24 protein-coding genes, 1 pseudogene and 2 riboswitches are annotated in these 23,421 nt (G+C 38.8%); of the genes and pseudogenes, 15 read left to right on the forward strand and 10 right to left on the reverse strand.

What is annotated here, in order from left to right; all coding sequences use genetic code 11:
- Window positions 1–50: 50 nt before the first annotated feature.
- The 6 genes from ACFPOH_RS00885 to ACFPOH_RS00910 all read right to left on the reverse strand — a co-directional run bounded on the left by ACFPOH_RS00885 (window position 51) and on the right by ACFPOH_RS00910 (window position 2,686).
- Window positions 51–215 (reverse strand): aspartyl-phosphate phosphatase Spo0E family protein, encoded by a 165-nt coding sequence (locus ACFPOH_RS00885; protein ID WP_342469469.1) that lies wholly within the window; start codon window positions 213–215, stop codon window positions 51–53.
- A gap of 390 nt (window positions 216–605) precedes the next feature.
- Entirely contained in the window at window positions 606–728 is a 123-nt protein-coding gene (locus ACFPOH_RS00890; RefSeq protein WP_342469468.1) for a hypothetical protein, read from the reverse strand.
- A gap of 459 nt (window positions 729–1,187) precedes the next feature.
- Window positions 1,188–1,793 (reverse strand): hypothetical protein, encoded by a 606-nt coding sequence (locus ACFPOH_RS00895; protein WP_390308587.1) that lies wholly within the window; start codon window positions 1,791–1,793, stop codon window positions 1,188–1,190.
- Window positions 1,794–1,965: 172 nt separating this feature from the next.
- Entirely contained in the window at window positions 1,966–2,103 is a 138-nt protein-coding gene (locus ACFPOH_RS00900) for a hypothetical protein (protein WP_342469466.1), read from the reverse strand.
- A gap of 185 nt (window positions 2,104–2,288) precedes the next feature.
- On the reverse strand, window positions 2,289–2,441 hold the full coding sequence (locus ACFPOH_RS00905) for a hypothetical protein (protein WP_390308588.1): 153 nt from the start codon (window positions 2,439–2,441) through the stop codon (window positions 2,289–2,291).
- Window positions 2,442–2,479: 38 nt separating this feature from the next.
- Window positions 2,480–2,686 (reverse strand): hypothetical protein, encoded by a 207-nt coding sequence (locus ACFPOH_RS00910; protein ID WP_342469464.1) that lies wholly within the window; start codon window positions 2,684–2,686, stop codon window positions 2,480–2,482.
- 318 nt (window positions 2,687–3,004) lie between these two features.
- On the opposite strand from ACFPOH_RS00910, the gene ACFPOH_RS00915 reads away from it, so the two are divergent.
- The 4 genes from ACFPOH_RS00915 (at window position 3,005) to ACFPOH_RS00930 (ending at window position 7,759) form a co-directional block, all read left to right on the forward strand.
- On the forward strand, window positions 3,005–4,615 hold the full coding sequence (locus tag ACFPOH_RS00915) for a DEAD/DEAH box helicase (RefSeq protein WP_390308589.1): 1,611 nt from the start codon (window positions 3,005–3,007) through the stop codon (window positions 4,613–4,615).
- 26 nt (window positions 4,616–4,641) lie between these two features.
- Window positions 4,642–5,406: a YqhG family protein gene (locus ACFPOH_RS00920; protein WP_390308591.1), complete on the forward strand. Its 765-nt coding sequence runs from the start codon at window positions 4,642–4,644 to the stop codon at window positions 5,404–5,406.
- Between the two features lie 144 nt (window positions 5,407–5,550).
- Window positions 5,551–6,873, forward strand: a complete 1,323-nt coding sequence (locus tag ACFPOH_RS00925; RefSeq protein ID WP_390308592.1) for a diguanylate cyclase domain-containing protein — start codon at window positions 5,551–5,553, stop codon at window positions 6,871–6,873.
- Between the two features lie 94 nt (window positions 6,874–6,967).
- Window positions 6,968–7,759, forward strand: coding sequence for a carbonic anhydrase (locus ACFPOH_RS00930; protein WP_342469460.1), 792 nt, complete (start codon window positions 6,968–6,970; stop codon window positions 7,757–7,759).
- Between the two features lie 79 nt (window positions 7,760–7,838).
- On the opposite strand, the gene ACFPOH_RS00935 is transcribed toward ACFPOH_RS00930, so the two are convergent.
- Together ACFPOH_RS00935 and ACFPOH_RS00940 are read right to left on the reverse strand one after the other, a co-directional pair.
- Window positions 7,839–9,353, reverse strand: coding sequence for a polysaccharide deacetylase family protein (locus ACFPOH_RS00935; RefSeq protein ID WP_342469459.1), 1,515 nt, complete (start codon window positions 9,351–9,353; stop codon window positions 7,839–7,841).
- Window positions 9,354–9,392: 39 nt separating this feature from the next.
- Window positions 9,393–10,124, reverse strand: coding sequence for a hypothetical protein (locus tag ACFPOH_RS00940; RefSeq protein ID WP_342469458.1), 732 nt, complete (start codon window positions 10,122–10,124; stop codon window positions 9,393–9,395).
- A gap of 224 nt (window positions 10,125–10,348) precedes the next feature.
- On the opposite strand from ACFPOH_RS00940, the gene ACFPOH_RS00945 reads away from it, so the two are divergent.
- The 5 genes from ACFPOH_RS00945 (at window position 10,349) to ACFPOH_RS00965 (ending at window position 14,971) form a co-directional block, all read left to right on the forward strand.
- Complete coding sequence (locus ACFPOH_RS00945) at window positions 10,349–11,002, forward strand: reverse transcriptase-like protein (protein WP_390308593.1); 654 nt, start codon at window positions 10,349–10,351, stop codon at window positions 11,000–11,002.
- 97 nt (window positions 11,003–11,099) lie between these two features.
- Window positions 11,100–11,201, forward strand: a riboswitch (TPP riboswitch).
- Window positions 11,202–11,266: 65 nt separating this feature from the next.
- Window positions 11,267–11,368, forward strand: a riboswitch (TPP riboswitch).
- Window positions 11,369–11,452: 84 nt separating this feature from the next.
- Entirely contained in the window at window positions 11,453–12,202 is a 750-nt protein-coding gene (thiM, locus tag ACFPOH_RS00950) for a hydroxyethylthiazole kinase (RefSeq protein ID WP_390308594.1), read from the forward strand.
- On the forward strand, window positions 12,202–13,017 hold the full coding sequence (gene thiD, locus ACFPOH_RS00955; protein WP_342581385.1) for a bifunctional hydroxymethylpyrimidine kinase/phosphomethylpyrimidine kinase: 816 nt from the start codon (window positions 12,202–12,204) through the stop codon (window positions 13,015–13,017). Before thiM ends, thiD begins: the two co-directional genes overlap by 1 nt.
- Window positions 13,010–13,636, forward strand: coding sequence for a thiamine phosphate synthase (gene thiE, locus ACFPOH_RS00960; protein WP_390308595.1), 627 nt, complete (start codon window positions 13,010–13,012; stop codon window positions 13,634–13,636). Before thiD ends, thiE begins: the two co-directional genes overlap by 8 nt.
- 171 nt (window positions 13,637–13,807) lie before the next feature.
- Window positions 13,808–14,971, forward strand: a complete 1,164-nt coding sequence (locus ACFPOH_RS00965) for a cation:proton antiporter (RefSeq protein ID WP_342469453.1) — start codon at window positions 13,808–13,810, stop codon at window positions 14,969–14,971.
- Between the two features lie 55 nt (window positions 14,972–15,026).
- Here the strand turns inward: ACFPOH_RS00965 and ACFPOH_RS00970 are convergent, their stop codons facing one another.
- Window positions 15,027–17,018, reverse strand: coding sequence for a methyl-accepting chemotaxis protein (locus ACFPOH_RS00970; RefSeq protein WP_342469452.1), 1,992 nt, complete (start codon window positions 17,016–17,018; stop codon window positions 15,027–15,029).
- A gap of 596 nt (window positions 17,019–17,614) precedes the next feature.
- Here ACFPOH_RS00970 and proS point away from each other — a divergent pair.
- On the forward strand, window positions 17,615–19,051 hold the full coding sequence (gene proS, locus ACFPOH_RS00975) for a proline--tRNA ligase (RefSeq protein WP_390308597.1): 1,437 nt from the start codon (window positions 17,615–17,617) through the stop codon (window positions 19,049–19,051).
- A gap of 264 nt (window positions 19,052–19,315) precedes the next feature.
- A complete protein-coding gene (locus ACFPOH_RS00980) occupies window positions 19,316–19,684 on the forward strand; it encodes a Replication termination protein (RefSeq protein ID WP_342581390.1) in 369 nt (122 codons plus the stop codon).
- 90 nt (window positions 19,685–19,774) lie between these two features.
- Here ACFPOH_RS00980 and serC read toward each other — a convergent pair whose 3' ends face one another.
- Complete coding sequence (serC, locus tag ACFPOH_RS00985; protein ID WP_342469449.1) at window positions 19,775–20,869, reverse strand: 3-phosphoserine/phosphohydroxythreonine transaminase; 1,095 nt, start codon at window positions 20,867–20,869, stop codon at window positions 19,775–19,777.
- Window positions 20,870–21,066: 197 nt separating this feature from the next.
- On the opposite strand from serC, the gene ACFPOH_RS00990 reads away from it, so the two are divergent.
- The 4 genes and pseudogenes from ACFPOH_RS00990 to ACFPOH_RS01005 form a co-directional block, all read left to right on the forward strand.
- A complete protein-coding gene (locus ACFPOH_RS00990) occupies window positions 21,067–21,636 on the forward strand; it encodes a carboxymuconolactone decarboxylase family protein (protein ID WP_342469448.1) in 570 nt (189 codons plus the stop codon).
- A 291-nt stretch (window positions 21,637–21,927) separates the two neighbouring features.
- The gene (locus tag ACFPOH_RS00995; RefSeq protein WP_342469447.1) at window positions 21,928–22,068 is read left to right on the forward strand and encodes a hypothetical protein; all 141 of its coding nucleotides are present in this window, start codon (window positions 21,928–21,930) and stop codon (window positions 22,066–22,068) included.
- An 84-nt stretch (window positions 22,069–22,152) separates the two neighbouring features.
- Window positions 22,153–22,920 (forward strand): NRDE family protein, encoded by a 768-nt coding sequence (locus ACFPOH_RS01000; protein ID WP_390308600.1) that lies wholly within the window; start codon window positions 22,153–22,155, stop codon window positions 22,918–22,920.
- Between the two features lie 121 nt (window positions 22,921–23,041).
- Window positions 23,042–23,119 (forward strand): annotated as a pseudogene (locus tag ACFPOH_RS01005) (YjcZ family sporulation protein); the annotation flags it as partial.
- Window positions 23,120–23,421: the final 302 nt, after the last annotated feature.

Here is a 23,421-nt window from a genome sequence, read left to right on the forward strand (position 1 = left end):
GTATTTCATCCAACCATTTCAGGAAAAGATCAGGAGATCGATTGGCAGAGTTATGCCGCTTCTTTAGTATATTTATTGAGCAGATGGTCCAACTGTTGGCTGCAATTTACAACTTCCGGATGTGTGAAACCAAGTTCTTGTGCTTTCCGGTACATATCTTTTCTTTTTATTTCTATCACAACTTTTAACATTTTTTTGTATAGTGTGTTAAACATTTTTACTCCTCCAGTAAATTTGTTCATGATATTTTTTGTTTATTGCTGTAGAAGCTCCTTCATTGTATACCATTTTTTTTGAAAAAAATGTCGGATTGTGGAGGAAACTATATATTTTCACAAATTTGTCACAATTTAATAGGATTAATTAATAGAAAAAATGGGTATATATTTTTGTTGTTTGTAAATAATAGGGCAAAATCAGTTGATAGAATAGAAAAAATAAAGCATTTCGAGAAGAAAAAAACGAGAGGGTAAATGGAATGTAAGCGCTTTGAAAATGGCGGTTGCATAGCTGATTCCAATACAATATCGGGGTAAAAGTTTAAAAAAAATTATCATCCAAGGCCGGATGATAATTTTTTTATGGATGGGGAACAAGCGGTACTCTTATTTTGTGAAAGATAAGATGGCATTGTTTTTGTAAGTTTGCAACGCACGGACAGCTTCTTCTTTTGTATCGTATTCAAAGCAGCGGAAAGTGCCCGTTTCAAAAACTGTAACAACCCACATTCAGAATTCCTCCTTCATGTTTTTTTCACCGAAAACTTTTATATCTATCGCCACTGTTTTTCATTTCAATTATTTTGTAAAGGACAAAAATGCGGATTTACCGAATTTTTGAAGTGCCATTGTAGCTTCGCTTTTTTCCACAAATTCAAAGATTCGATAAGAATTTTTTTCAAATACAGTAAGTACCCACATCGAGGGATCAAACTCCTTCAATATAATTTTGTTATATAACAATTCCTTTGGTTTTTGTTATCCAAGAAATTGTTATATATCAATTTCAAGTTCATTGTACACCCTGAAAACCAAAAAGAAAATAGTTAGTGAAACTTTTCACATTTTGTTCAAGATGATTGCGTTTTCAAATTCAACAAATCTTCACAACTGTTTTTTATTATTTTTATAAAATATATATAAAGGGGAAAATCCAGCGAAAAAATTTGTTTTCGCTGGATTTTTCGTTTATTCGATTAAATGTTTATAATGATGTTTTGGAAATTCGATTCCGATTTGTTCAAATTCTTTTTCCGCTTCTTCAAGGAGTTGCTTCACTTTTTCTTTCGTTTCATCATTTAATTCTTGTCTCTTTGGCAATTCGATCCCCAATTCTTTGAATTTTTCATCGGCTTTTTCCCGGGTGATGGCACCACTTTTCAGTTCTTTCATAATTTCTTTTCCCTTTTCTTTTGTTTCATCATCAAGATTTTCAAAGATTTTACAATTTTCTTTTTTAGGCAGCACCCCTAATTGTTCGAGTTTTTTATCCGCTTCTTCTGATGTGATTTTGCCTTCATCCAAATCTTTGATAATGGCTTTGACCTGTTGTTGTGTCTCTTCATCTAACCTTGAAATGATTTCATGAACATTCGGATGATCAATTTTTACTCCCAATTTTTCAAGTTCTTCATGTAAATGATTTAAAATTTGATCCACTTGTTGTTTCTTTTCATCATCCAACTGTTCGTATTCTTTAATAAAGGATGAATGATAGTGCGCTTCGATTTCGGAAGGCACAAGGACAAATCCAAAGGCGAATAAGCATATGAAAAAGGAGAACAGTTTTTTCATCAATATCACCTCATCCAATGTGTTTTTCACTAATTCTTATACTTCCCAAAAATCACGAAGAAAAAAGTGAAGAATATTGGCAGTTCCGACAGAAAAATCTAGTGAAATCAAAAAAAATAAGGAGCAATAAATGCTCCTTGAATGTATGGCCAAAAGTCTGTTTGAAAGGGGGTTAAGCAACCAAAGTCAAGTTTGTGTAAGAAAGGATGGCTGGCAGTTGTATTTCTTCCATTACTTTCATTGCTTCTTCTTTCGTTTCGAACTCATAAATCCGGAATGTTTCGCCATCAAAAACTGTTAGCACCCACATGGTTTACGCCTCCTAATTCCATAAATTTGTTATATAACACCGCAATCGGTCATTTCCATTGTTATATATCAATCTTTTCAATTACATTGTACGCTTAATGTTGAAAAAAAGAAAGAGTTAGTGAATTTTTTCACATTTTATTCAAAAACTTTTTTGCAAAAAGTTTATAGAAATGTCACGGAAAGTTATTTTTTAAAACGATCAATGGGTATGACCTTATCCGAAACAGGTTGCGCTGTTTCAAGTTCTTTAAAAAAATCTTGATCTCCTTTGTTGCCGATGTACAAATTAAAATTTTTGTGGGTGCGGTTCAGAAAAATGACTTGTTTTTTATTCATTGGATTACCTCCAAAAAAACGGGGATTCAATGAAAAGGTTAAGCATCCTTGTTGGATTTTTGGTTTTTATCATGATTCGTTTTATTGTTCTTGTTTTTTGCTTTTGAATCAAACTCCTCCGAAATTTCCGCGGTATTGTCTTCCGGATTATTCTTGTTGCTTGTCGTATTTTGGTGCAAATGTTTATATGTTTCAAATGGGTTGTGGGTACGTTCATTCAAAGTTTTCTTATTATTTTTGCTCAAAATTCTCACCTCCTGCCCTCCATGTGCACTTATTATTCTCAAAAGCCTTCCGCAAATTACGTAAAAAAAACAGCCAAATATATAAATGGACGCTCATTTCATCCACCAAAGGAAGAAATGAACTTTTATATATCCGGGCATAAAAACAGCTGAAAGGAAAATACCTAAGGTGATGAAGAATAACCATTTTTCATTTTTTCTCTTCGCTTTTCATTTTTAGTTTGCGAAAAGAAGGGTTTTTTATCCGACAGGAAACATTCGGATCTTCATAGGATTCCGCTTTTTGGACAATCTAAAATGAAAAGGGGGGAGAGAACCATGATGATTGAAAAATCCTCCGGCTGGAAGGAAGAATTTGCGCGACGATTAAATGAAGGCGGTCCATGGGATGATTGGACATTATACAAAATGGCCTATGATGTCGTGAAAGACCAATTGATTACCGATTTTTCAGGATTGCAGGCGCCAAAGTTTTTGACTAATATTCAATTTCTTGACCATCAAATTGACGCTGCCCGGACGGTCATTGAAAAAATGAACGGAAAGGCGATTTTGGCGGATGAAGTGGGTCTCGGTAAAACCATTGAAGCCGGTTTGATTTTGAAGGAATACATTTTAAGGGGGCTTGTAAAAAAGGCATTAATATTGGTGCCGGCATCTTTGCTTACCCAGTGGGTCGATGAATTGAACGGGAAATTTTCCATTCCTGCCATTGGATGCCGGAAAAAGAACGTGCCTTTTGAACAATATGATTTTGTCGTGATGAGCATGGATATGGCAAAACGCAGTCTATATCGGGAAAAAATTTATGAACAGGATTATGATATGATTATTATTGATGAGGCCCATAAATTAAAAAACAACAAAACCCAAACGTACCAATTTGTACAGGGATTAAAAAAGAAGTTTTGCCTGCTGTTGACGGCAACCCCAATTCAAAATAATATTTTCGAGATTTTCTATCTTGTATCCTTGTTAAAACCTGGGCATTTAGGAAACATCGAAAGTTTCCAGGCCTATTTTAGAAAAGGGAAAAACGGTTTACAGGAAGACGAATATTTAAAAGAACTGGTGAATCAGGTGATGATCCGGAACCGCAGACAAGATACGGGCATTGAATGGGTGGGCAGACATGTCGAAACGATTCCGATTCAATTGACGGAAGAGGAACAAGAGGTCTACGGAATGATCGAGCATCTAAAAGAACGGATAAATCTATACAGCAATTCCTTTGTCATGACCACCTTATTAAAAGAAATGTGTTCCAGCAAAGAAGCGGCTTATTTAACATTGATCAAACTGAAAGAAAAAGTGCAGTCGCGGGAAGAAAGGGAATATATTGATGAAATCATAGAGAAAATGTCCCAATTGGATGTCAATTCAAAGGCGGAAAAAACTTACGAAATCATTCAAAAAGCAAAAGAGAAGGTCATTATCTTCACCGAATATCGTGCCACCCAACTTTATTTGCAATGGTATTTATATCAAAAAGGGATCAAAAGTGTCCTGTTTAATGGAAAATTCAGCAAAAATAAGCGGGATTGGATGAGAAAATTGTTCCAGGATTATGCGGATGTGCTCATCGCAACGGAATCAGGCGGGGAAGGGATCAACCTGCAATTTTGCCATCATGTCATCAATTTTGATTTGCCATGGAATCCGATGAAAATTGAGCAGCGAATCGGCCGTGTGCACCGATTTGGCCAACAATCGGATGTATATATTTATAATCTTGCCATTCAAAACACGATAGAAGACCGGATCATCGATTTATTGACGAACAAAATCGATGTATTTGAAAAAATTGTAGGGGACTTGGACGATATTTTAACGAACAAAGTGGAAGAACGAATATACAATTCTCCTAACTTTGTATCAAATTTCCATTTCGAGGATTATGGCTTGGAAGACCAGCTCGGATTCACCTGAACCATCATCTTGAAAGGGGCTGAAAGATGTTAGCAGAGCAAATCCATGACTATTTGCGGACTTTTTTTAGTGTAACAGATTGCGAAATTTTGGAGGATACACCCAATCATCTGACGGTACAGTTAACCTCCGACATCGATAAGCGAATCATGAATCGCCCTTTTTATTGGCAATTTGTTGAAAGCACAAATGCACAACCCAACCCTTTAAAGGTGACCTTCATAACGAAAAGGCCGGAAAATCAAGAGATCCGTGGCGAATATATTCATTATGGTTCGACGAGGATGCATCAAATATTTCAGGCGACAAAAGATTTGGGTTCCTTTGTCCAACTGTATGAAAATGAAGAAGGGGCCAGCTTATTTCCATGGATTGGCGCAAATTTTAAAGTTTCTTATCATACGGATCAGACAAAGGAAATGCTATTTTCTTTGGGGATCAATTTGATTCATGGAAGCGTCAAAAGCAATTTTCAAGACTTATTGATTGGACTGAAGTTGACGAATGAACTCCCGAGAAACGCCTATTGCCTTCCTTATATCGTTTCGCCGATGAGAGCGATTGAAAGATTGGAGACAGCCATTGAAAACTATATTGCCAATGATGATATGACGTGGGCGGATGAGGCGAAAAAACGATGGGAAAGGGAACAAGAAATTTTGGATCACTTTTATGTCGGTGTTGAAGAAAAACCTGAAATTTATGAGCTTGAGAAAAAAGCGTTGGAAGAACGGTTTCAGCCGAGAATCAAAATTGAAATCGTCAGCGGGGGGCTGTTTTATCTGAAATAGTCGTATCAATATAGATACGGCTTTTTTATTGATAAATTTTTTCAATACTTGATAAAATATATAGATTGTTGTACGGTAAAATATAGTGCAATACAATAAATGTTACCTATTGGTCAGTGGTTGGGAAAGAGGAGATGCACAAGGGTGAAGGATAGAACATTAGGGAAATTGGGAACGCGTTTGTTGCATTCCATCATTGTAACAGCAAGCATTATTTTTATTATTATATTACTGGCGATTATCTCGATTCGCCTGTTTTTAAATGAAAATATTAAAGGGCAACGTTCATTGGATGCGATCGATGAAACCGCCACTCAAATTTATCAGGCAGTCAATGATCAAATCATCGGGCAAAGGGGATATTGTATAACGGGCGACACATATTATTTGGATACATATGATCTTGGAGTGGAAAAATATAAAAAGAATGCGGAAGACATTCGGATGCAAACGAAGATTTTTCCTCTATTGGTACATAAAACGGATGAATTCGTGAAAAAGGGACAATACATACAAGATGAGCTGATCGCCCCGCTCATTTTTTTGACAGATAAAGATCAAGGGGTCAACACGGCATTGCTGCAACAAAGCGAAAAAGCATTGGAAGAATTTCGGCAAATGTACAGCGAGTATTATTGGTTGGTGGAAGAACAAAGAACCATTGTAAGAAACACAATGAGAAGAAAGATCAATACAATCCTGATTTCCGTCGTCATTGCCGTTTTCTTCACCATTGTTGTTGCTGTCATCATCGAAATTAAAATATTAAAAAAGGTCATCCAACCGATCATTCAATTAAGCAACAGTGTGAAAGCTTATACGGAGCATGATTTTACAAAAAATGTCCCCGCATATAAAAAACGGGATGAATTATCCGAATTAATTGGAAACATTGATATTATGCGCAGCCAACTGGCCAATAACATACAATCTTTGGAATATATAGCCAATATGGATGCATTAACGGGACTATATAACAGGAGATACTTCAATCAACATATAGAGGAGCAATGGAAAAGGGCGATAGCGCGTTCAGAGCCGATTTCCCTTATTCTCTTGGATATTGACCATTACAAAAAGTTTAATGATACATATGGTCATGTCAAGGGGGATGAATGCTTGCAAAAAATAGCCGACTGTTTGAAACAGCATAATCAGTTTCCGGATAAAATTGTATGCAGATATGGAGGAGAGGAATTTTGTCTGCTCTTGAATTCCTCCAATGAACATGAAGCGGAAAAACTTTCGGAGGAAATTCGGAAGGATGTTCTCGGATTAAAGCTGCCCCATGAATCATCTCCTACCCATGAATTTGTTACGGTGAGTGTCGGTGTAGCCACTGTCGTACCGAAGAAAGGATCCAATCCAAACGATCTCATTTTAATGGCGGATGAAGCATTGTATCATTCAAAAAATAATGGACGAAATCAAGTCACTTTATATAAAAACGAAGGTGTTGGTGAGTAAACCAGCACTTTTTTATTGAAAAGTAAAAGGTTGGAAGTATAAAAAAGGAAAGATTCTGGTTAAGTTAAATAACAAAAAATGAAAGGAAATCCCGATGAAAATCAGACATTTAATCCTCCTTTTGACGTTCTTTTCATTTTTAAGCGCAACGGCGTATTTTTCTCATCAAATGACGTCGCCAAAACAACTGACTGGAAACCATGAAGAAACAATCACCAAAAAGGAAGTATCCTATTTCGAAGATGAAACGGTATACGCTGAGGAAAAAGCCTGTGAAAAGGGGACGATGCAATCGCCAATCCAAATTGAATCGGCTGATGTCGTCCGCAAACAAGCTCCAAGCATCCGATTTTCTTATGGCGAGGAACAGCTGGGGCTGGTAAAACAAAAGCATACGTTGGAAGCTGTTTCAAAATCCAATTTGAATTTTATTACGATCGACAACGAGCAATACAAATTCGAATCATTCCATTTCCACCAGCCAAGCGAGCATCAGATAGAAGGTCAAAGCCATGACATGGAATTGCATCTAGTCCATAAAAATGAAAAAGGGGAACTGGCAGTCGTAGCGGTTTTTATTCAATCGGGCAAAGAAAACGATATGATAAAAGAAGTATGGAAATTTTTAAAGGATGAAACATTGAAAGAAAAAGAATATGAAGCCTTCAATCTTTTGCAATTCATCCCCGAAGAAAAAACAGCTTATTATTATGAGGGGTCATTGACGACTCCGCCATGTACAGAGGGGGTCCGGTGGATTATATTTGAAAATCCTATTGAATTTTCCAAGGATCAGATCGCCTTATTCAGCAAATTTTATGGCAATAATAACCGCCCGCTTCAACCGGCAAATGGCAGGGAGATTATCAAGATTTCTGTAAAGTGATATATACACGAACTTCATCCGTTCAATTCCAAAATGAAAAAGCTTGAGCCTGAAATGTCTCTCAGGCCCAAGCTTTTTCTTATTGCAAATTGACAATTTTTAGATTTTGTTGTTTTAAATAATCGATAATGGTTGGTAACGCCTCAACGACTTGTGCCGATTCATGAAAAGTAATAATCGAAGAGGATGTCGGTTCACTTTTTATCTTTTCCACAATTTCTTCCGCTTTTTCCGATTCCCAATCCCTTGGATCAAGATTCCATAAAATGATTTGGGTTTGTTCTTTTTCCGCCGCCGCTTGGGTCGTTTCGTTGATTAAACCGTTTGGCGGTCTGAAAAATTTTACCGGCTGGCCGATGATTTCTTCTATGACTTTTTTGGATTCGCTGATTTCATATTGTTGTTCCTCCAACGTTTGCTCATTCATGGCTGCGTGAGTCATTGAATGGCTGCCGATGGAAAACCCGTTGGTATGAACATACTCAACAATGTCCGGATGTTTTTGGACATTGTAACCAATGAAGAAAAATGTTCCGCCCACTTCTTTTTCCTTTAATACATCCACAATCGCCTGTGTATATTTAGTTGGACCGTCGTTAAACGTCAATGCAACATTACCATCCGGAATACTGAAAGTCAAAAAGTCATCAATCTGAAGTGAAGGTATGCCACCCTCTGATGGATCGGTACTTTCATCGGCGGTACTTGAATTGTCTTCGCTAATTGTGGATGAAGAATCGGCATTTTCAACGGTTTTGGATTTTGGACTGGATAAAACGTCAAAAATAATAATAAAAACAATCAATAAGATCGCGCATATTAATGAAGCGGTCAATAGATGTTGGGGGAATCCTTTATTGGAACGGAATCGCCTTTTCAATTGCGGCAGCTTCGAAAATATGTATGTATGGGCAACAGAATCAGACTTCTGTTCTTTTGCCGGTTCATTCACCGAATCCTTTTCAGGTATGTTATCTTGAACACCGGAATCTTCAATCTTTTCTTCCGGATCGACTGAAATTTTTTCCTCTTCTTCCGTAAGAATTTCCGATTCAACCGTTTCCTCTTTGATTTCGGTTTCATTCTGAATATCATTTGAATCAGCGATTGCTTCGATTGTTTCCTCAACAAGGGCAGTTTCCTCAACATCGGAGGCAGTCCCGGTTGAATCATGGATATCCTCTTCGACATTTTCCAGCACATTGAGGGTTTCTTCCTTCGGCAAATTCGGGAATAAAAAATCAAAAGACAATAAACTTGTAATACTTTGGCAATTTTTTATTCTTTCCAGCTGCCGATGGAACTTGGCTGAACAGTGGAAGTTCATTTTTTGGCTCGAATCGCGGTAGGTTTTTGTCACAAAACTGGTATACCGTTGCGTTTGGGCATTGAAAGAGGTCTGCAAAGATAAACGGTAGCGCTCGGCACCACGGAATTTGCAAATCTCTTGCAAGGCATTGCCGGTTTCATGATCGATAAGCCAGTAAAGTTCCATTTGATCTTTGAAAGAAAAGACTTTCAATTTAAGCAAGCTATATCCGTTAACTTCATGAATCGACAACAATTCGAGAATTTTAACATTATGGACAGACATTCCTTACTCCTTTCTCCTGGGAAAAAGTAAATAGGGCATTTAATCGTTTTGTTTTGGTGAAAAGGAGAAAGACATTCTTTCTGTAAAATCTGAGATTGTTTTCATTAGTTGCGCCTTTTCTTCAACAATTTTTTCATATTGTTCCAAATATCTTTGATTTTCAATCTCTAGTGTACGGATGCGCTCTTCCAGTTCATTAATTTTTTGTACTTGTTGTGATTGGATTCTTGCAGATTCTTCAAAGAGTTTATTGTATTTCGCTTTTTCGGTTTCCAGCTGGTTCGTCAATTTGTCATATTCCAAATTGTGTTTCAGCTGATATTCTTTATAGTCTTCAAGCAATTGATCATAGCTCATTTGCTTATTGGTCAAGCTGATTTCCAAGTCCCGAATTTCCTTTGTTTTTTCCTGGATGATTTGATCTTTTTTCAATTGATCGCGCTTTAGGCGATTGATGATTTGGTTCGCATTTTCCAATTGTTCTACCAGCGCATTATATTTATAGGAAAGCAATTGGCGGTCTTTAATGATATTTTCAATTGAAACAATGACATCCATTGCCACTTTGTCTTGCTGATCCCTTGAAAAAATGAAAGACTCTTCTTCAGCTTTAATCGGTTGAACCGTTTCTTGTTCTTCCACTTTTTCATTTTCTGCAGGCAAATCTTCTACAACCATTTCGGGAGATTCTTCCCGTTGTTCCATCTCACTCTGATTCGATAAAGGATTTTTAAACCATCCCAATCTCTTTTTTTCCATTTCATTAGCCAAAATATCATCTCCTAATATCTTGTAAAAAAAAATAAACGAAATTTCCTATTAATATAGAAAAAGGGTTACAATTATATACAAATTCCTACTTTCATTTTATATCTAAGTCGAAGAATGTCAATAACTCGTTGGTGAACATATGAAGGCGGGGAAAGGATATTTCGTATCTTTGTCGTCCAATTGAAAATACTATTGTAGAAAATAGGGAAAAGGAAGGGGTCTTTTTGAAAATCACAATCGAATGGACGTATCACCACAAGGGTGTGGAAACGGTTTTTCGTTCGGAAGAAATGCCTCCAGCCCACGCCCTTTCCGTCGCGGAAGAGCTGATGAAAACCGGAAGAACAAAAAACATTCTTTTTTTGGATGAACATGATTCGACTTGGACATTGAAAGAAATAAAAAAATATATAAAAGAGATGGAAACGGAACCTTCGAATGTGACGGTTTATTTTGATGGCGGATTTAATCTTGAAAGCCGCATATCCGGGTTGGGTTGTGTCATTTATTTTGAGCAAAACGGAAAGAAATATCGGTTGCGGAAAAATTTGACTTTGAATGGTCTTTCTTCCAATAATGAAGCGGAATACGCAGCGCTTCATTTTTCTGTCCAAGAATTGGAGTCTCTTGGCGTCCATCACCAAACGGTCCGATTTATCGGCGATTCGCAAGTGGTGATCAATCAAATGAGCGGTGAATGGCCGGTTTATGAAAAAGAGTTGATGAATTGGGCGGATCGAATTGATGAATCTTTGAACCGGCTTGGCATCAAACCCGAATTTGAACCGGTTTCCCGAAAAGAAAATGAAGAAGCGGACCGGTTGGCAAACCAAGCTTTGGATGATATCGAAATAGACGGGAAAATCGAACTGCAATGAATAAATGAATCGAAATAACCAAGTTTGTTAGTTTTATAAAATCATGTAAAATTGAAAAATCCATATGGTATAATGTAGGAAACAACAGAATTATTATGTTTTTTTGCAGGGGTGGCCGAGTGCCTGAGAAGGTGAAAACACCTAACCCTTTGAACTTGATGCAGCCAGTACTGCCGTAGGGAGCAATCCATGAATTCATAGATGGATATTGTGAATTTTTTGCTCTCCAATTACTGGAGAGCTTTTTAATTACATAGGGAATTTTGGAAATTGCAGGGGTGGCCTGGTGCCTGAGAAGGTGGAAACACCTAACCCTTTGAACCTGATGCAGTTAGCACTGCCGTAGGGAGCAATTGAAGATACTTGCAGTCTTTTCAATGCTCTTTTGCGCCGTGCAAAAGAGCATTTTTAAGTTTCAAAAGATTAATCCGGATTGAAAGGAGAAAACAAATGAGCTTATACAAAATCAGACAAAAGAATCCATTGATTCATTGCATTACCAATACCGTGGTGACAAATTTTACAGCAAACGGCTTGCTTGCCATTGGCGCTTCACCTGTCATGTCGGATGAGCCATTGGATGTTGAAGATATGACATCGATTTCCGATGCATTGTTAATCAATATTGGCACATTGAATAAAAATTCAGTGGAAGCCATGTTTTTAGCCGGAAAAAAAGCGAATGAATTGAATATTCCTGTTGTATTGGATCCGGTGGGGGCAGGTGCCACGAAATATCGTAAAGAAGTGTCTGAAAATCTGTTGAGAGAAATCAAGTTTGATTTAATCCGTTGCAATGCCGGTGAATTGGCTGCAATCGCCGGAATCGATTGGCAGGCAAAAGGTGTGGACAGCGGAGAAGGGGAGATGGATATTGTCCTTGTGGCAAAGGATACGGCCAAGAAATTTGGAACAATGGTTGCGGTTTCAGGAAAAGAAGATGTTGTAACGGATGGGGAATGGATTCTTTTTGTCCGCGGCGGCCATGAGTGGATGACGCAGGTGACGGGGACGGGCTGTTTATTGAGCGCCATTTGCGCGGGAGCATTATGTTTGGAAGGGGACAGACTCGAAAATATCCGGAACGTGTTGGCCGATTATAAAAAAGTGGCCGAATTTGCTTCGAAAGAAAAATACCTTGGTTCATTCCAAGTGGAAATCATAAACGGTCTACATCAAATTTCAAGAGGTGAATTATAATGAATATCGTTATGACGATTGCAGGCTCGGACAGCGGTGGAGGCGCCGGCATTCAGGCGGATTTGAAAACATTCCAGGAGCTGAAGGTTTTTGGCACATCCGTCATTACGGCATTGACGGCCCAAAATACGTTGGGTGTGGAAGGGATTTATCCAACAACTCCTGATTTTGTCGAACTTCAAATGAAGGCGGTTTTCGAAGATTTTGATGTAAAAGCCTTGAAAACGGGAATGTTGTTTTCTGCGGATATTATTCAAAGAATCGCGAAAAGCTTGAGGGATCAAGAAGTTCAAATCGTTGTCGATCCGGTTATGATTGCGAAGGGCGGACAAGCGTTGCTGCAAGAAGATGCCGTGCGGGCCATGAAAAAGGAATTGCTGCCGATTGCGAACATTGTCACCCCAAACATCCCGGAAGCGGAAACCATCACCGGCATGAACATTCATACTGCGGAAGAGATCCGGGAAGCGGCGGAGAAGATTTTGCAGCTTGGAGTTGATTGCGTCGTCATGAAAGGGGGGCATTTGGACGGGCCATCCGCGGTTGATACGGTGTTTTTCAAAGACGGGTCTTCATTCAAAATGAGATCAAAAAGAATCAATACGAAACATACCCATGGGACAGGATGCACTTTTTCGGCAGCCATTACCGCCCATTTGGGAAGAGGGCTGTCTTTGAAGGAAGCCATTATTGAAGCGAAAAAATTTGTCCAAGGGGCTATCGAAAATCCGCTCAATATCGGCCATGGCCATGGACCGACGAATCACTTTGCCCATCGGTTGGGATATGAAGCGGAGGTGGAAATCATTGAATAGAAAAGAGTTGGCGGTTTATTTCATTATGGGAACGGAAAATTGCAAGAGCGAACATCCCCTTGAAGTATTGAAAGATGCATTGCAAGCGGGAATTACTTTTTTTCAACTGAGAGAAAAAGGGAAACAACCGTTAACCGGTGGGGAGCTTGAACAATTTGCCAGGGAATGCCAATCCTTATGCAAACAGTATCAGGTGCCATTTATCATTAACGATGATGTGGAACTTGCGTTAAAAATTGATGCCGATGGTGTTCATGTGGGACAAGACGATACACCGATCCAAGAAATTCGGGAAAAGTTTCAAAATAAAGTTATCGGTGTTTCCGTCCACAATGAAGAAGAATTGGTGAAAGCCGTCCAAAGCGGCGCCGATTATGTGGGCATCGGTCCAATCTATGAAACGAAATCAAAGCCGGATGCAAAAAAGCCTGCGGGAGTGACATTTTTAAGGAAGGCTCGTGAAATGTATCCGAATTTCCCCATTGTGGCAATTGGCGGCATCACACCAGCGAACGCACAAAAAGTGAAAGAAGCCGGAGCGGATGGGGTGGCGGTGATTTCCGCCATTTGCGAAAGCGATGATCGGCATAAAACTGTGCAATTATTGAAAGGGAAATAAAGGAATTTTAAATAAACTGAAAAAAAGGAATTTACACAATAATAAAATTCGATTATAATTGAATTCGTAATTAAATAGGGAGCGGAAACATGGTGGAGTCTGTCAAAAGGGCTCCACCATGTCTTTTTTTGGCTTCCTTTCATAGAAAATTGACAACAGGGGGTTACAAAGGTGGATGTTTTTGACTTTATTTTACAGATTGTTCTCGTGCTACTTGTTGCCAAAATAGCGGGTCAAATCAGCCTTCGCTTTGGTCAACCGTCCGTCCTCGGAAAAATCATTGCCGGGATTATCCTGGGTCCAGCTGTTCTCGGTTGGATTGAGCAAACGGAACTGATTCATGTTTTCAGTGAAATCGGCGTTTTATTATTGATGTTCCTCGCCGGACTTGAAACGGATTTGGAGAGTTTGAACAAAAATATGAAGGCGGCAACCCTTGTAGCCGTTTTAGGGGTGGTTATGCCGATCATCATGGGATGGGCTGCATCTCCTCTATTCCATATCCCTACATCCGAGGGTGTATTCTTAGGGTTATTGCTCGCTGCAACTAGCGTAAGTATATCCGTTCAAACATTGCGGGAAATCGGCTGGTTGAACAGCAGGGAAGGTGCGACTCTGCTTGGGGCAGCGGTATTGGATGATGTCATCGTTGTCATTCTCATCGCGGTTGCCATCGGCTTCTTTATGGGGACGGATACAAATATCGCATGGGTCGTTGCCCAACAAATTATTTTCTTTATCATCATTTACATTGTTGGAAAATATATTGTTCCAAAATTCATGCATCTGTTTGGAGGCATGCAGATTACAGAACCGGTTGTTACAGCCGGATTGATTTTATTATTCGCTGCGGCGTATTTCGCTGATTTCCTCGGTGTATCAGGAATCATTGGTACATATTTCATGGGGGTTGCCATCAGCAGAACAAAATATGCAAAAGAAATTGAACACGGAATTTCCCCGATTGCCTATGGCATATTTGTTCCGTTCTTCTTTATCAACATCGGATTGCCTATGAGCTTTGATGGTATAGGGGATCAAATCGTATTTATCATTGCCTTCTCATTGATTGCTGTGCTTTCCAAATTTATTGGCTGCGGACTTGGGGCAAAAGTTTGCGGATTTGGATGGAAATCCTCTGCGGGCATTGGCGCAGGAATGATTTCCCGCGGGGAAGTGGCGTTAATTTTGGCTTCCATCGGACTGTCTGGCGGCATATTATCCCATGAGTTCTATGGAGCCATGATTGTCGTCATCATCATTACTACTTTGGTTACTCCGCCGTTATTGAAGCTGATCTTCGGCAAACGCTTGGAAACTCAAGAAGATGCATAAATGATTTGGAAACAATGAATGGGCCGACTGGATTCCAGTCAGCCCATTTTTTTGATTAAATTTTAAATTTGCTTACGGTTTCCGATAACTCTTTGCTTAAATGGTTCAGTTCTTCGGAAGCTTCAGCCACTGAATGGATGGCATTTAGCTGCTCGTCGCTTGCCGCGCTCACTTCTTCGCAAGCTGCAGCCGTTGATTGAGCCGTCATGGACATTTCTTCAATCGTTTGAACGACACGGTCTTTGTATTTGATAATGCCGTCTATTTCTTCAATCACGTTTTTGAATGTATTTTCCATATTTTGAATCAACGTTGAAAGGTTCTGGAATAGGTTTCCTGTATCTTCAACCACTTTTTCCTGATCTTTGAAAGTCTCTTGCATTTCATTCATTTCATCGACAACCGTATTTGCTTCCTGTTGCAATTGTTGGATGGTCGATTTGACGTGTTCTGTCGCTTTTGCGGATTGTTCCGCAAGTTTCCGGACTTCATCGGCCACAACGGCAAATCCTTTACCGTGTTCCCCTGCACGGGCCGCCTCAATGCTCGCATTTAAAGCGAGAAGATTTGTTTGTTCAGAGATTTCAGAGATGGTATCCATAATCGATTCAATGGCTTCGATTTTTCCTTCTAGGGAAGTTACGGCGCGGGCCATATTCTCCAATTCCGCTTTCGAGTTTTCAAAGGAATTCAATAAGCTATACATTTTATCTTGCCCTTCTTGATTCAGATCGTTGGCTTCATTTGTAATTCCTTTGAGCGCTTTTGATTGTTCCGTCATTTGGTTGATTTTTTCTCCCAATTTTGCTGAGGATACTGTAACTTGATCCGCATTTTCACTTGATTGAGTTGCTCCGATGGCAATGTCTCTTACCGCTTTTGTCACTTCAACACTGGATGCATTCGTTTCTTCCGCAAGGGCGCTCAAATGATGGGAACGGTCTTCGACTTGCCGGGATGAGTCTTGAACAACCCCGATGATTTTTTTCATTTCTTTTAGCATTTTATTGAAATGCTGGGCTAATTGGCCGATTTCATCATTTCTTTTCGTATCGATATGTACAGTTAAATCGCCTTGTGCAACCTTTTCCATGGAAGAGCTCAATGTATGTAGCGGTTTAATCGTTTTTGTGATTGTGAAATACAGAATGATCGCAGTTGCCACAAGTATCATCAAAGCAAACAAAATAATCATATGCTGTATGCTTTTGGCGGTGCTATGCAATTGGTCCACATTATAAACGGCGCCGACAGTCCAGCCTAATGAAGGAATTTTTTCATAAACGACAACAGATTGTTGATCTCCTATTTTCGTTTTTATTGCATCTTTTTGTTTTTCATCCTTCAGAATTTCTTCCACATATCCCACAGAGCTCAAATCATCGCCTGTTTGTGTCGGGTGGACGATTGCCATGCCGGAAGAATCCAACACAATCGGATATCCTTCAAACCCCAAATCTATTTTTGAAATTTCCTCTGTTAAACTGGATAATAATATGTCAACTCCCAAAACGCCGATGACTTCATTTCCTTCTTTCACCGCTTTTGACCCGGCAATGGCATATTCTCCCGATTGGGCATCCACATACGGTGGTGACCATAACACTTCATCCGGATTTTTTCTTGCTTCCGTATACCATGCGCGGGAATTCACATCCAAATCAAAAATTTCGTCAAAATGAGGCTCCGTAATAATTTTATTGCCATCAGTAAAGTAAATGTTTGCGGCGGAATCATAAATGTCCAAATATTTTTTCAATTGTTGACGGAATGCCTGATCCCCTTCATCATTATAGGTTGTTGAATGATGATAGTAATCTTTGACATCCTGGTCTGAAGTGATTTTTAAAATGCTTTTTTCATAACCATCAATAAAATTTGAGATTGAATTGGTCAACTCACTGACAAGGTTCTCACTTTGATCAATGACCGTTTCTTCTGTTTTCGATGAAATTAGGATGGAACTGGCGGTGGATAGGGCACCAAGTCCTATCATGATAATCAGGAGCACTACCACAATAATTTTCCATCGTATGGAAACTTTCATTTTGCAACCTCCATTTTATTATTTTCAACAAACTTAATATTAGTAAAAAAAGGGGAGGTTGTCTAATTTCTCAGTAAACTTTGAGTATTAATAAAAGAATGGATTTTAGGATTTTTGAAATATTTTTTCCGAATTATTTTCTATCATAATAGATGGATTATGGAAGGAGATATCAAAAAAATATCAATTTTCGATTGATTTATAATAATTTTTTTTGAGAAATTTATTACATTACTCTATTTTTTTTGAAAATTCTTTCGGGTTATATCCCTTATTATTTATGGGATATGACCTTCATTAGGAGCATTTGCCGCAAATATCAACGGAACAATTATATGTAAATTTTTATATAGGAATTGTATTTATTGCTTGAATTTGGTACATTATATTAGAAATAGATATTCGTATACAAAACAATCCAAAGTGTGAATGGAATAAATAGCATTCGCTGAGAGCTATATCGCCACCGGAAACCATGAATATTAATTGATGGTCAAAATGATTCCATATGCCTTTTTGGTGGTTACACGACTATTCAGCGTAAAGGCGTCCAAAGAAGGGCATCTTTACGCTATTTTGTTGCGAGGAGGATGACTATGTCACAACAAACGAATGATTTTACAAAGTGGTATATTGACACAATTCAAAAAGCGGATTTGATGGATTACACGCCAGTGCGCGGCTGTATCGCATTCAAACCGGATGGATATGAAATTTGGGAACATATTCAGTCGGAAATGGACCGGCGTTTCAAGGAAACAGGGCATCGCAATGCATATTTCCCAATGCTGATTCCTGAGTCTTTCTTCCAAAAAGAAAAAGAACACGTGGAAGGATTTTCTCCGGAGCTTCCATGGGTGACGGAAGCGGCAGGGGAAAAATTGGAAGAACGTTTGGCGCTCCGTCCTACTTCCGAAACAATGATTGGTTATTTATATTCCAACTGGATCAAATCTTATCGTGATCTCCCTGTACTGATCAACCAGTGGGCAAACGTATTCCGTTGGGAAAAGAAAACTCTTCCATTTATCCGCACTTCCGAGTTTTTGTGGCAAGAAGGGCACACAGCTCATGAAAATGAAGAAGATGCACGAAAAGAAACGATGCAAATGCTCAATATCTATAAAGATGTGGTAGAAAACGTATTGGCGATTCCGGTGTATGATGGACAAAAAACGCCATCTGAACGCTTCGCCGGCGCTGTGGATACTTACTCCATCGAAGCGATGATGAAAGACGGAAAAGCCGTACAAGCCGGGACAAGCCACTATTTAGGTACAAAATTCGCAGAAGCGTTCAACATTAAATATTTGAACCGTGAAAACAAACACGTTCATGTTCATACAACTTCATGGGGTACGTCAACACGTTTGATCGGTTCGGTCATTATGGTGCATGGGGATGAAAAAGGATTGGTTCTTCCTCCAAAAATTGCACCGACACAAGTGATCTTAATTCCTGTCGGCCCATGGAAAAAAACGCCTGCCATCATCGAAAAATTGGAAGAAATCCAAAAAGCTTTAAAAGAAAAAGGAATTCGTGTACGCATCGACGATTCAGACCAATCTCCAGGATTTAAATTCAATGAATGGGAATTAAAAGGAGTGCCAGTCCGTATTGAACTTGGACCTCGCGATTTGGAAAACAATCAAGTCATCTTGAAAGCCCGCGATGAAGATGAAAAAATCACTGTTTCCATTGAATCCGTTGTGGAAGCGGTGGAAAAAGAATTGGAAACAATGCAACAACGTCTATATGAAAAAGCAAAAGCATTCCGCGATGCAAACTCTCATACAGATATTGATACATTAGACCAATTAAAAGAACATATCGCAAATTGTGAGAAAAACGGTACGATCCCAGGTTGGATTCTTGGCGGTTGGTGCGGCGACGATGCATGTGAAGCGAAAGTGAAGGAAGAAACGAAATTCACATCGCGCAATATTCCGTTTAATCCGCCAACAACGAAACATACTTGCATCACATGCGGAAAAGAAGCAAAACATACTGTTTGGTTCGGTAGAGCTTATTAATTAATCTAACAAACTTCAACAAAGAAAAGACTGTTGGAAAATATATCCAACAGTCTTTTTCATTTTTCATCTTATTATGAAGGATTCATAAAGCGCACTTGCATGTGAATTTTCACAAATACTTTGCAAAATAAATTTGTCTATTATATATTCTAATTAAACATGGTTCTAATTAAACCACCATCTTGGTCAAAAAATTCTCGCGCCATGTATTTTCATAAAAACCTATCAATCCACGTACAGCACTTAAGGAGTTGTAAATGAATGAGGAAGAATACCTTCATCATAAAACAGCGGGCTTTTTTGAAACTGTACATGCTTCATGAAGCAGAGAAGGGAAGGCTGTATGGTCTTCAAATTCTTGAAAATCTGCAAAATTATTTTAAAGATCTTGGTTATAAACCGACCAAATCGGAAGTGTATAAATCCCTTCATGAGTTGCTGAAAGATGGATATGTCACGAGGGAACCGATAATTAAAGAAGGTGCAGAGATGCAAACATTGTATATCTATCGAATTGGTGACCGGGAGAAAGTGAAAGCTTATAAAGATACGGTGAAAGCGGATCTTGACCGTTCGATTGCATTGCTTCAGCGAGCCCTTAAAGATAACTATTCCCAAAAGAGGGGATAAAATTTTCTTTTTTTAACATTTCAGGTTCTGATTGGTTTGCCGATTCGATAAAAAAGAGGCATCAATCATTGATGCCCCTTTGTCATTCTTTTATTGATGTTTCTTTTGGAAATCGTACATGAAATCTCTTAAAGCGATGCAAGCTTCCACAGGCACAGCGTTGTAAGTTGAAGCACGGCATCCTCCAACGGAACGGTGGCCGTTTAGTCCTACGAAACCAGCCGCTTTTGCTTCAGCCAGGAATTGTTTTTCCAATTCTTCATCAGCCAAACGGAATGTGATGTTCATAAGTGAACGGCTGTTTGGTTCTGCATGTCCTTTGTAGAATCCGTTGCTTTCATCGATCACATCATAAATATATTTCGCTTTCTCCACATTGCGTTGTTGAATGGCTTCAAGGCCGCCTTGTTCTTCAACCCAACGCAACACTTCGCCCAACATATAAATGCCGAATGTTGGAGGAGTATTGTATAAAGAGTTTTTAACTGCATGTGTTTTATATTTTAACATTGTCGGAATATCTGTATTTGCTTTTTCAATCAAGTCTTTGCGGATGATGACTACAGTAACCCCGGATGGTCCAAGATTTTTTTGGGCTCCAGCATAAATGATGCCGAACTGGTTTACATCGATTGGGCGGGATAAAATGTCACTGGACATATCTGCAACCAATGGAACATCTCCGGTATTAGGGAATTCTTTCCATTCAGTGCCGTAAATAGTATTATTGGAAGTAATATGAACATACGCATCGTCCGCATTGAATTGAATTTCATCCAGGTTCGGAATATTGCGATATTCATTTTCTTTCGTGCTTGCTGCTACCACTGCATTACCAAAAAGTTTTGCTTCTTTATGAGCTTTTTCTGACCAAGAACCAGTCAACACATAGCTTGCTGTTTTGTCTTTTGTCAAAAAGTTCATTGGCACCATTGCAAATTGCAAGCTTGCCCCGCCTTGCAAGAAGAGCACGTCATAGTTGTCTGGAACGGATAAGATTTTTTTCAATCGGTTGATTGCATTGTTATGAACTTCATCATAGTCTTTGCTGCGGTGGCTCATTTCCATAATGGACATGCCTGATCCATTAAAGTCTACCAATTCTTTTTGAGCTCTTTCCAATACTTCAAGAGGTAATGCGGATGGTCCTGCATTAAAATTGTATGCACGTTTATTTGTACTCACTTCAAACACTCCTTGAATATTTCAATATATTTTGATTATATACTCTTTTTTTGAAAATCGAACAATATTTTTAAAAGAAATAGTGAAAATTTCCGAATTCCATAAAATTCGTGCCGATTTCACTGAAAAACTTACGGTTTTTACAAATGCCACATTTTATTTATTAGGATAACAAACGATTTGTAAAGGGGAATAGTATGGCCAGTTATTACGAAAAAAATAAAGAACATGGGATGAAGTATTTAAGAGAATTGGTACCGGAACCATTCAAAGCATTTGCCCAATTCGACAGAAAGGTGTTTAAACCGGGAGCTTTGACGAAGAAGGAAAAGGAAATACTTGCTGTCGCCATTGCCCACGCAACAAAGTGTCCTTATTGCATTGATGTTCATACAAAAAAAGCGAAAAGAGCAGGTGCAAGCCTGGAAGAACTGGTGGAAGCCGTGTTTGTGGTTTCCGCAATGGAAGCGGGAGTTGCCGCAAATTCCAATGAGATGAGAGACAATGGATTTTCTCAAGGATATACCGATTTTTCCCATAGTGTCCTGGAAGCGGGGCATTTAAGCCGGGCTTATAAAGAGTTAATTGCAGCTGCAGTGGCATTTGCAATCCAATGTCCCGGTTTGGCCGATCGCCATATGAAAAATGCTATGGAACTTGGAATCACCAATGAACAATTGGATGAAGCGATTTCCGTTGCCTCCGCCTTAAAGGCGGGAAGCGCTTATGCACATTTGTTGCAAGTACTGGACAGCTATATGGAGTAAGCATGTAATAATGGATGTCATTCACAACAGTTCCATGCGAAGACAAGTGATGGAATGGGGCACCGGACACCCCTGTTCCTCTTCCAAACAAATTATTTGGAATAAAATAGGGATGGATTATTGAAAAATTTAACAACTTTATCTTCATACTTTCTACAAAAAAAGAAACCATCCGCCTATGATCGTTAAATGGAACTGTATTCGCATATAAAGAAATATAGTAGCATCGATCAGTTTATATAAAAAGTGTGCCGCACGAAGTATATAAAAAATGGAAATGGGGGAAGTGCAATGTCAATATTCGTATCCGTTTTGTTCTATGTCGTTCCAGCTTTGATGATCATTTGGTTTATGGTGAGTGTGGTTTCCGCATTAAGAAGAAAAAATAAAATTTTGGAAGCGATCTTGGAAGAAATGAAGAAGAAAAATTGAACCGGACTGCTATCATTCTTCTTTGGGAAATGGGACCAGCGATGATAAACTATTGATAGAAATAATGAAAAAAGGGTTGGGAGTATGTGTTTAATTCATTTTCAATATGGGGAACATCCAATATTTCAATTAATCGTTGTAGCAAATCGGGATGAAATTTATGACCGTCCGGCGGAACCTGCCCATTTTTGGGAGGATGAACCGGAGATTCTGGCGGGAAGGGACCTGCTTGAAATGGGCACGTGGCTGGGAATATCAAAAAACGGACGATTCGCAGCCTTAACGAATTTCCGCGATCCGTCTTTACCAAAAAGACCGCGTTCCCGTGGGGAAATTGTGAGAAATTTTTTGAAAGAATCCGTTCATCCAAGCGAGTTTATTGATGAATTGGCAAAAATGAAAGATTGTTATGGAGGATTTAACGTAATCGTCGGAGATCAAAACCGTTTAATGCATTATAATAATATTTTTGATGAAAAAAATGAGATTTTCCCCGGCGTCCATAGTGTCAGCAATCATACATTAAATACTCCATGGCCGAAAGTGGTGAAAGGGAAAAAACGCATGGTTGAATATTTGAAAAATAATCCTGGACAAGTGGATATTGATGAATTATTTGAAATTGTCATGGATCGTGAAATCGCACCGGATGAAGAGTTGCCAGATACAGGTGTCGGTTTGGAAATGGAGAGAAATTTATCCCCGGCGTTTATTCAATTGCCACACTACGGCACCCGTTGTTCAACAGTATTGTTGATTGATAGGGTAGGGAACGTCACTTTTGTAGAAAGAACTTTTAATAGCGGGCATTTTAAGTTTGAAAAAAGTTTTCGATTCAAAATACAAAAATGATAAAAATTATAGAAATTATGCTATTGTCCTGACACCCTCCTTTATAAAAGCATACACTAGAGTACCATCAATGAGGGAGGGATTATTCATGGGCTATGGCTATGGAGGATACAGCTATTGCGGAAATAGCTTTGCGTTAATCGTTGTATTGTTCATCCTTTTAATCATTGTAGGTACACATTTTAAATATTCGTGTTAATTCACCATGTAAGAGCCTGGGACATAAACAAAAAATTAAAGGGACAGTTGAAAGAGTTTTGATAACAAATTGATATAACTAAAAAATGATTAGAGTGACGTGGCGACTCCTGCGGGAACAGCTCGTGTCTAGAGAACCCGCAGGAGCGAAGGAGTGAGATCCAAGGAGGCTCGTTCCGGGCCCGCGGAAAGCGTCCCCGGAACGGAAATCAATTATTAATAACAAATCAAAAAAACATCATTTTTTCCAAGAAGAAAATGATGTTTTTTTGATTTGTCCCAACCTCTTATTTTTTTTGATGC

The sequence above is a fragment of the Ureibacillus suwonensis genome (assembly GCF_042655065.1).
GTDB lineage: Bacteria > Bacillota > Bacilli > Bacillales_A > Planococcaceae > Ureibacillus > Ureibacillus suwonensis.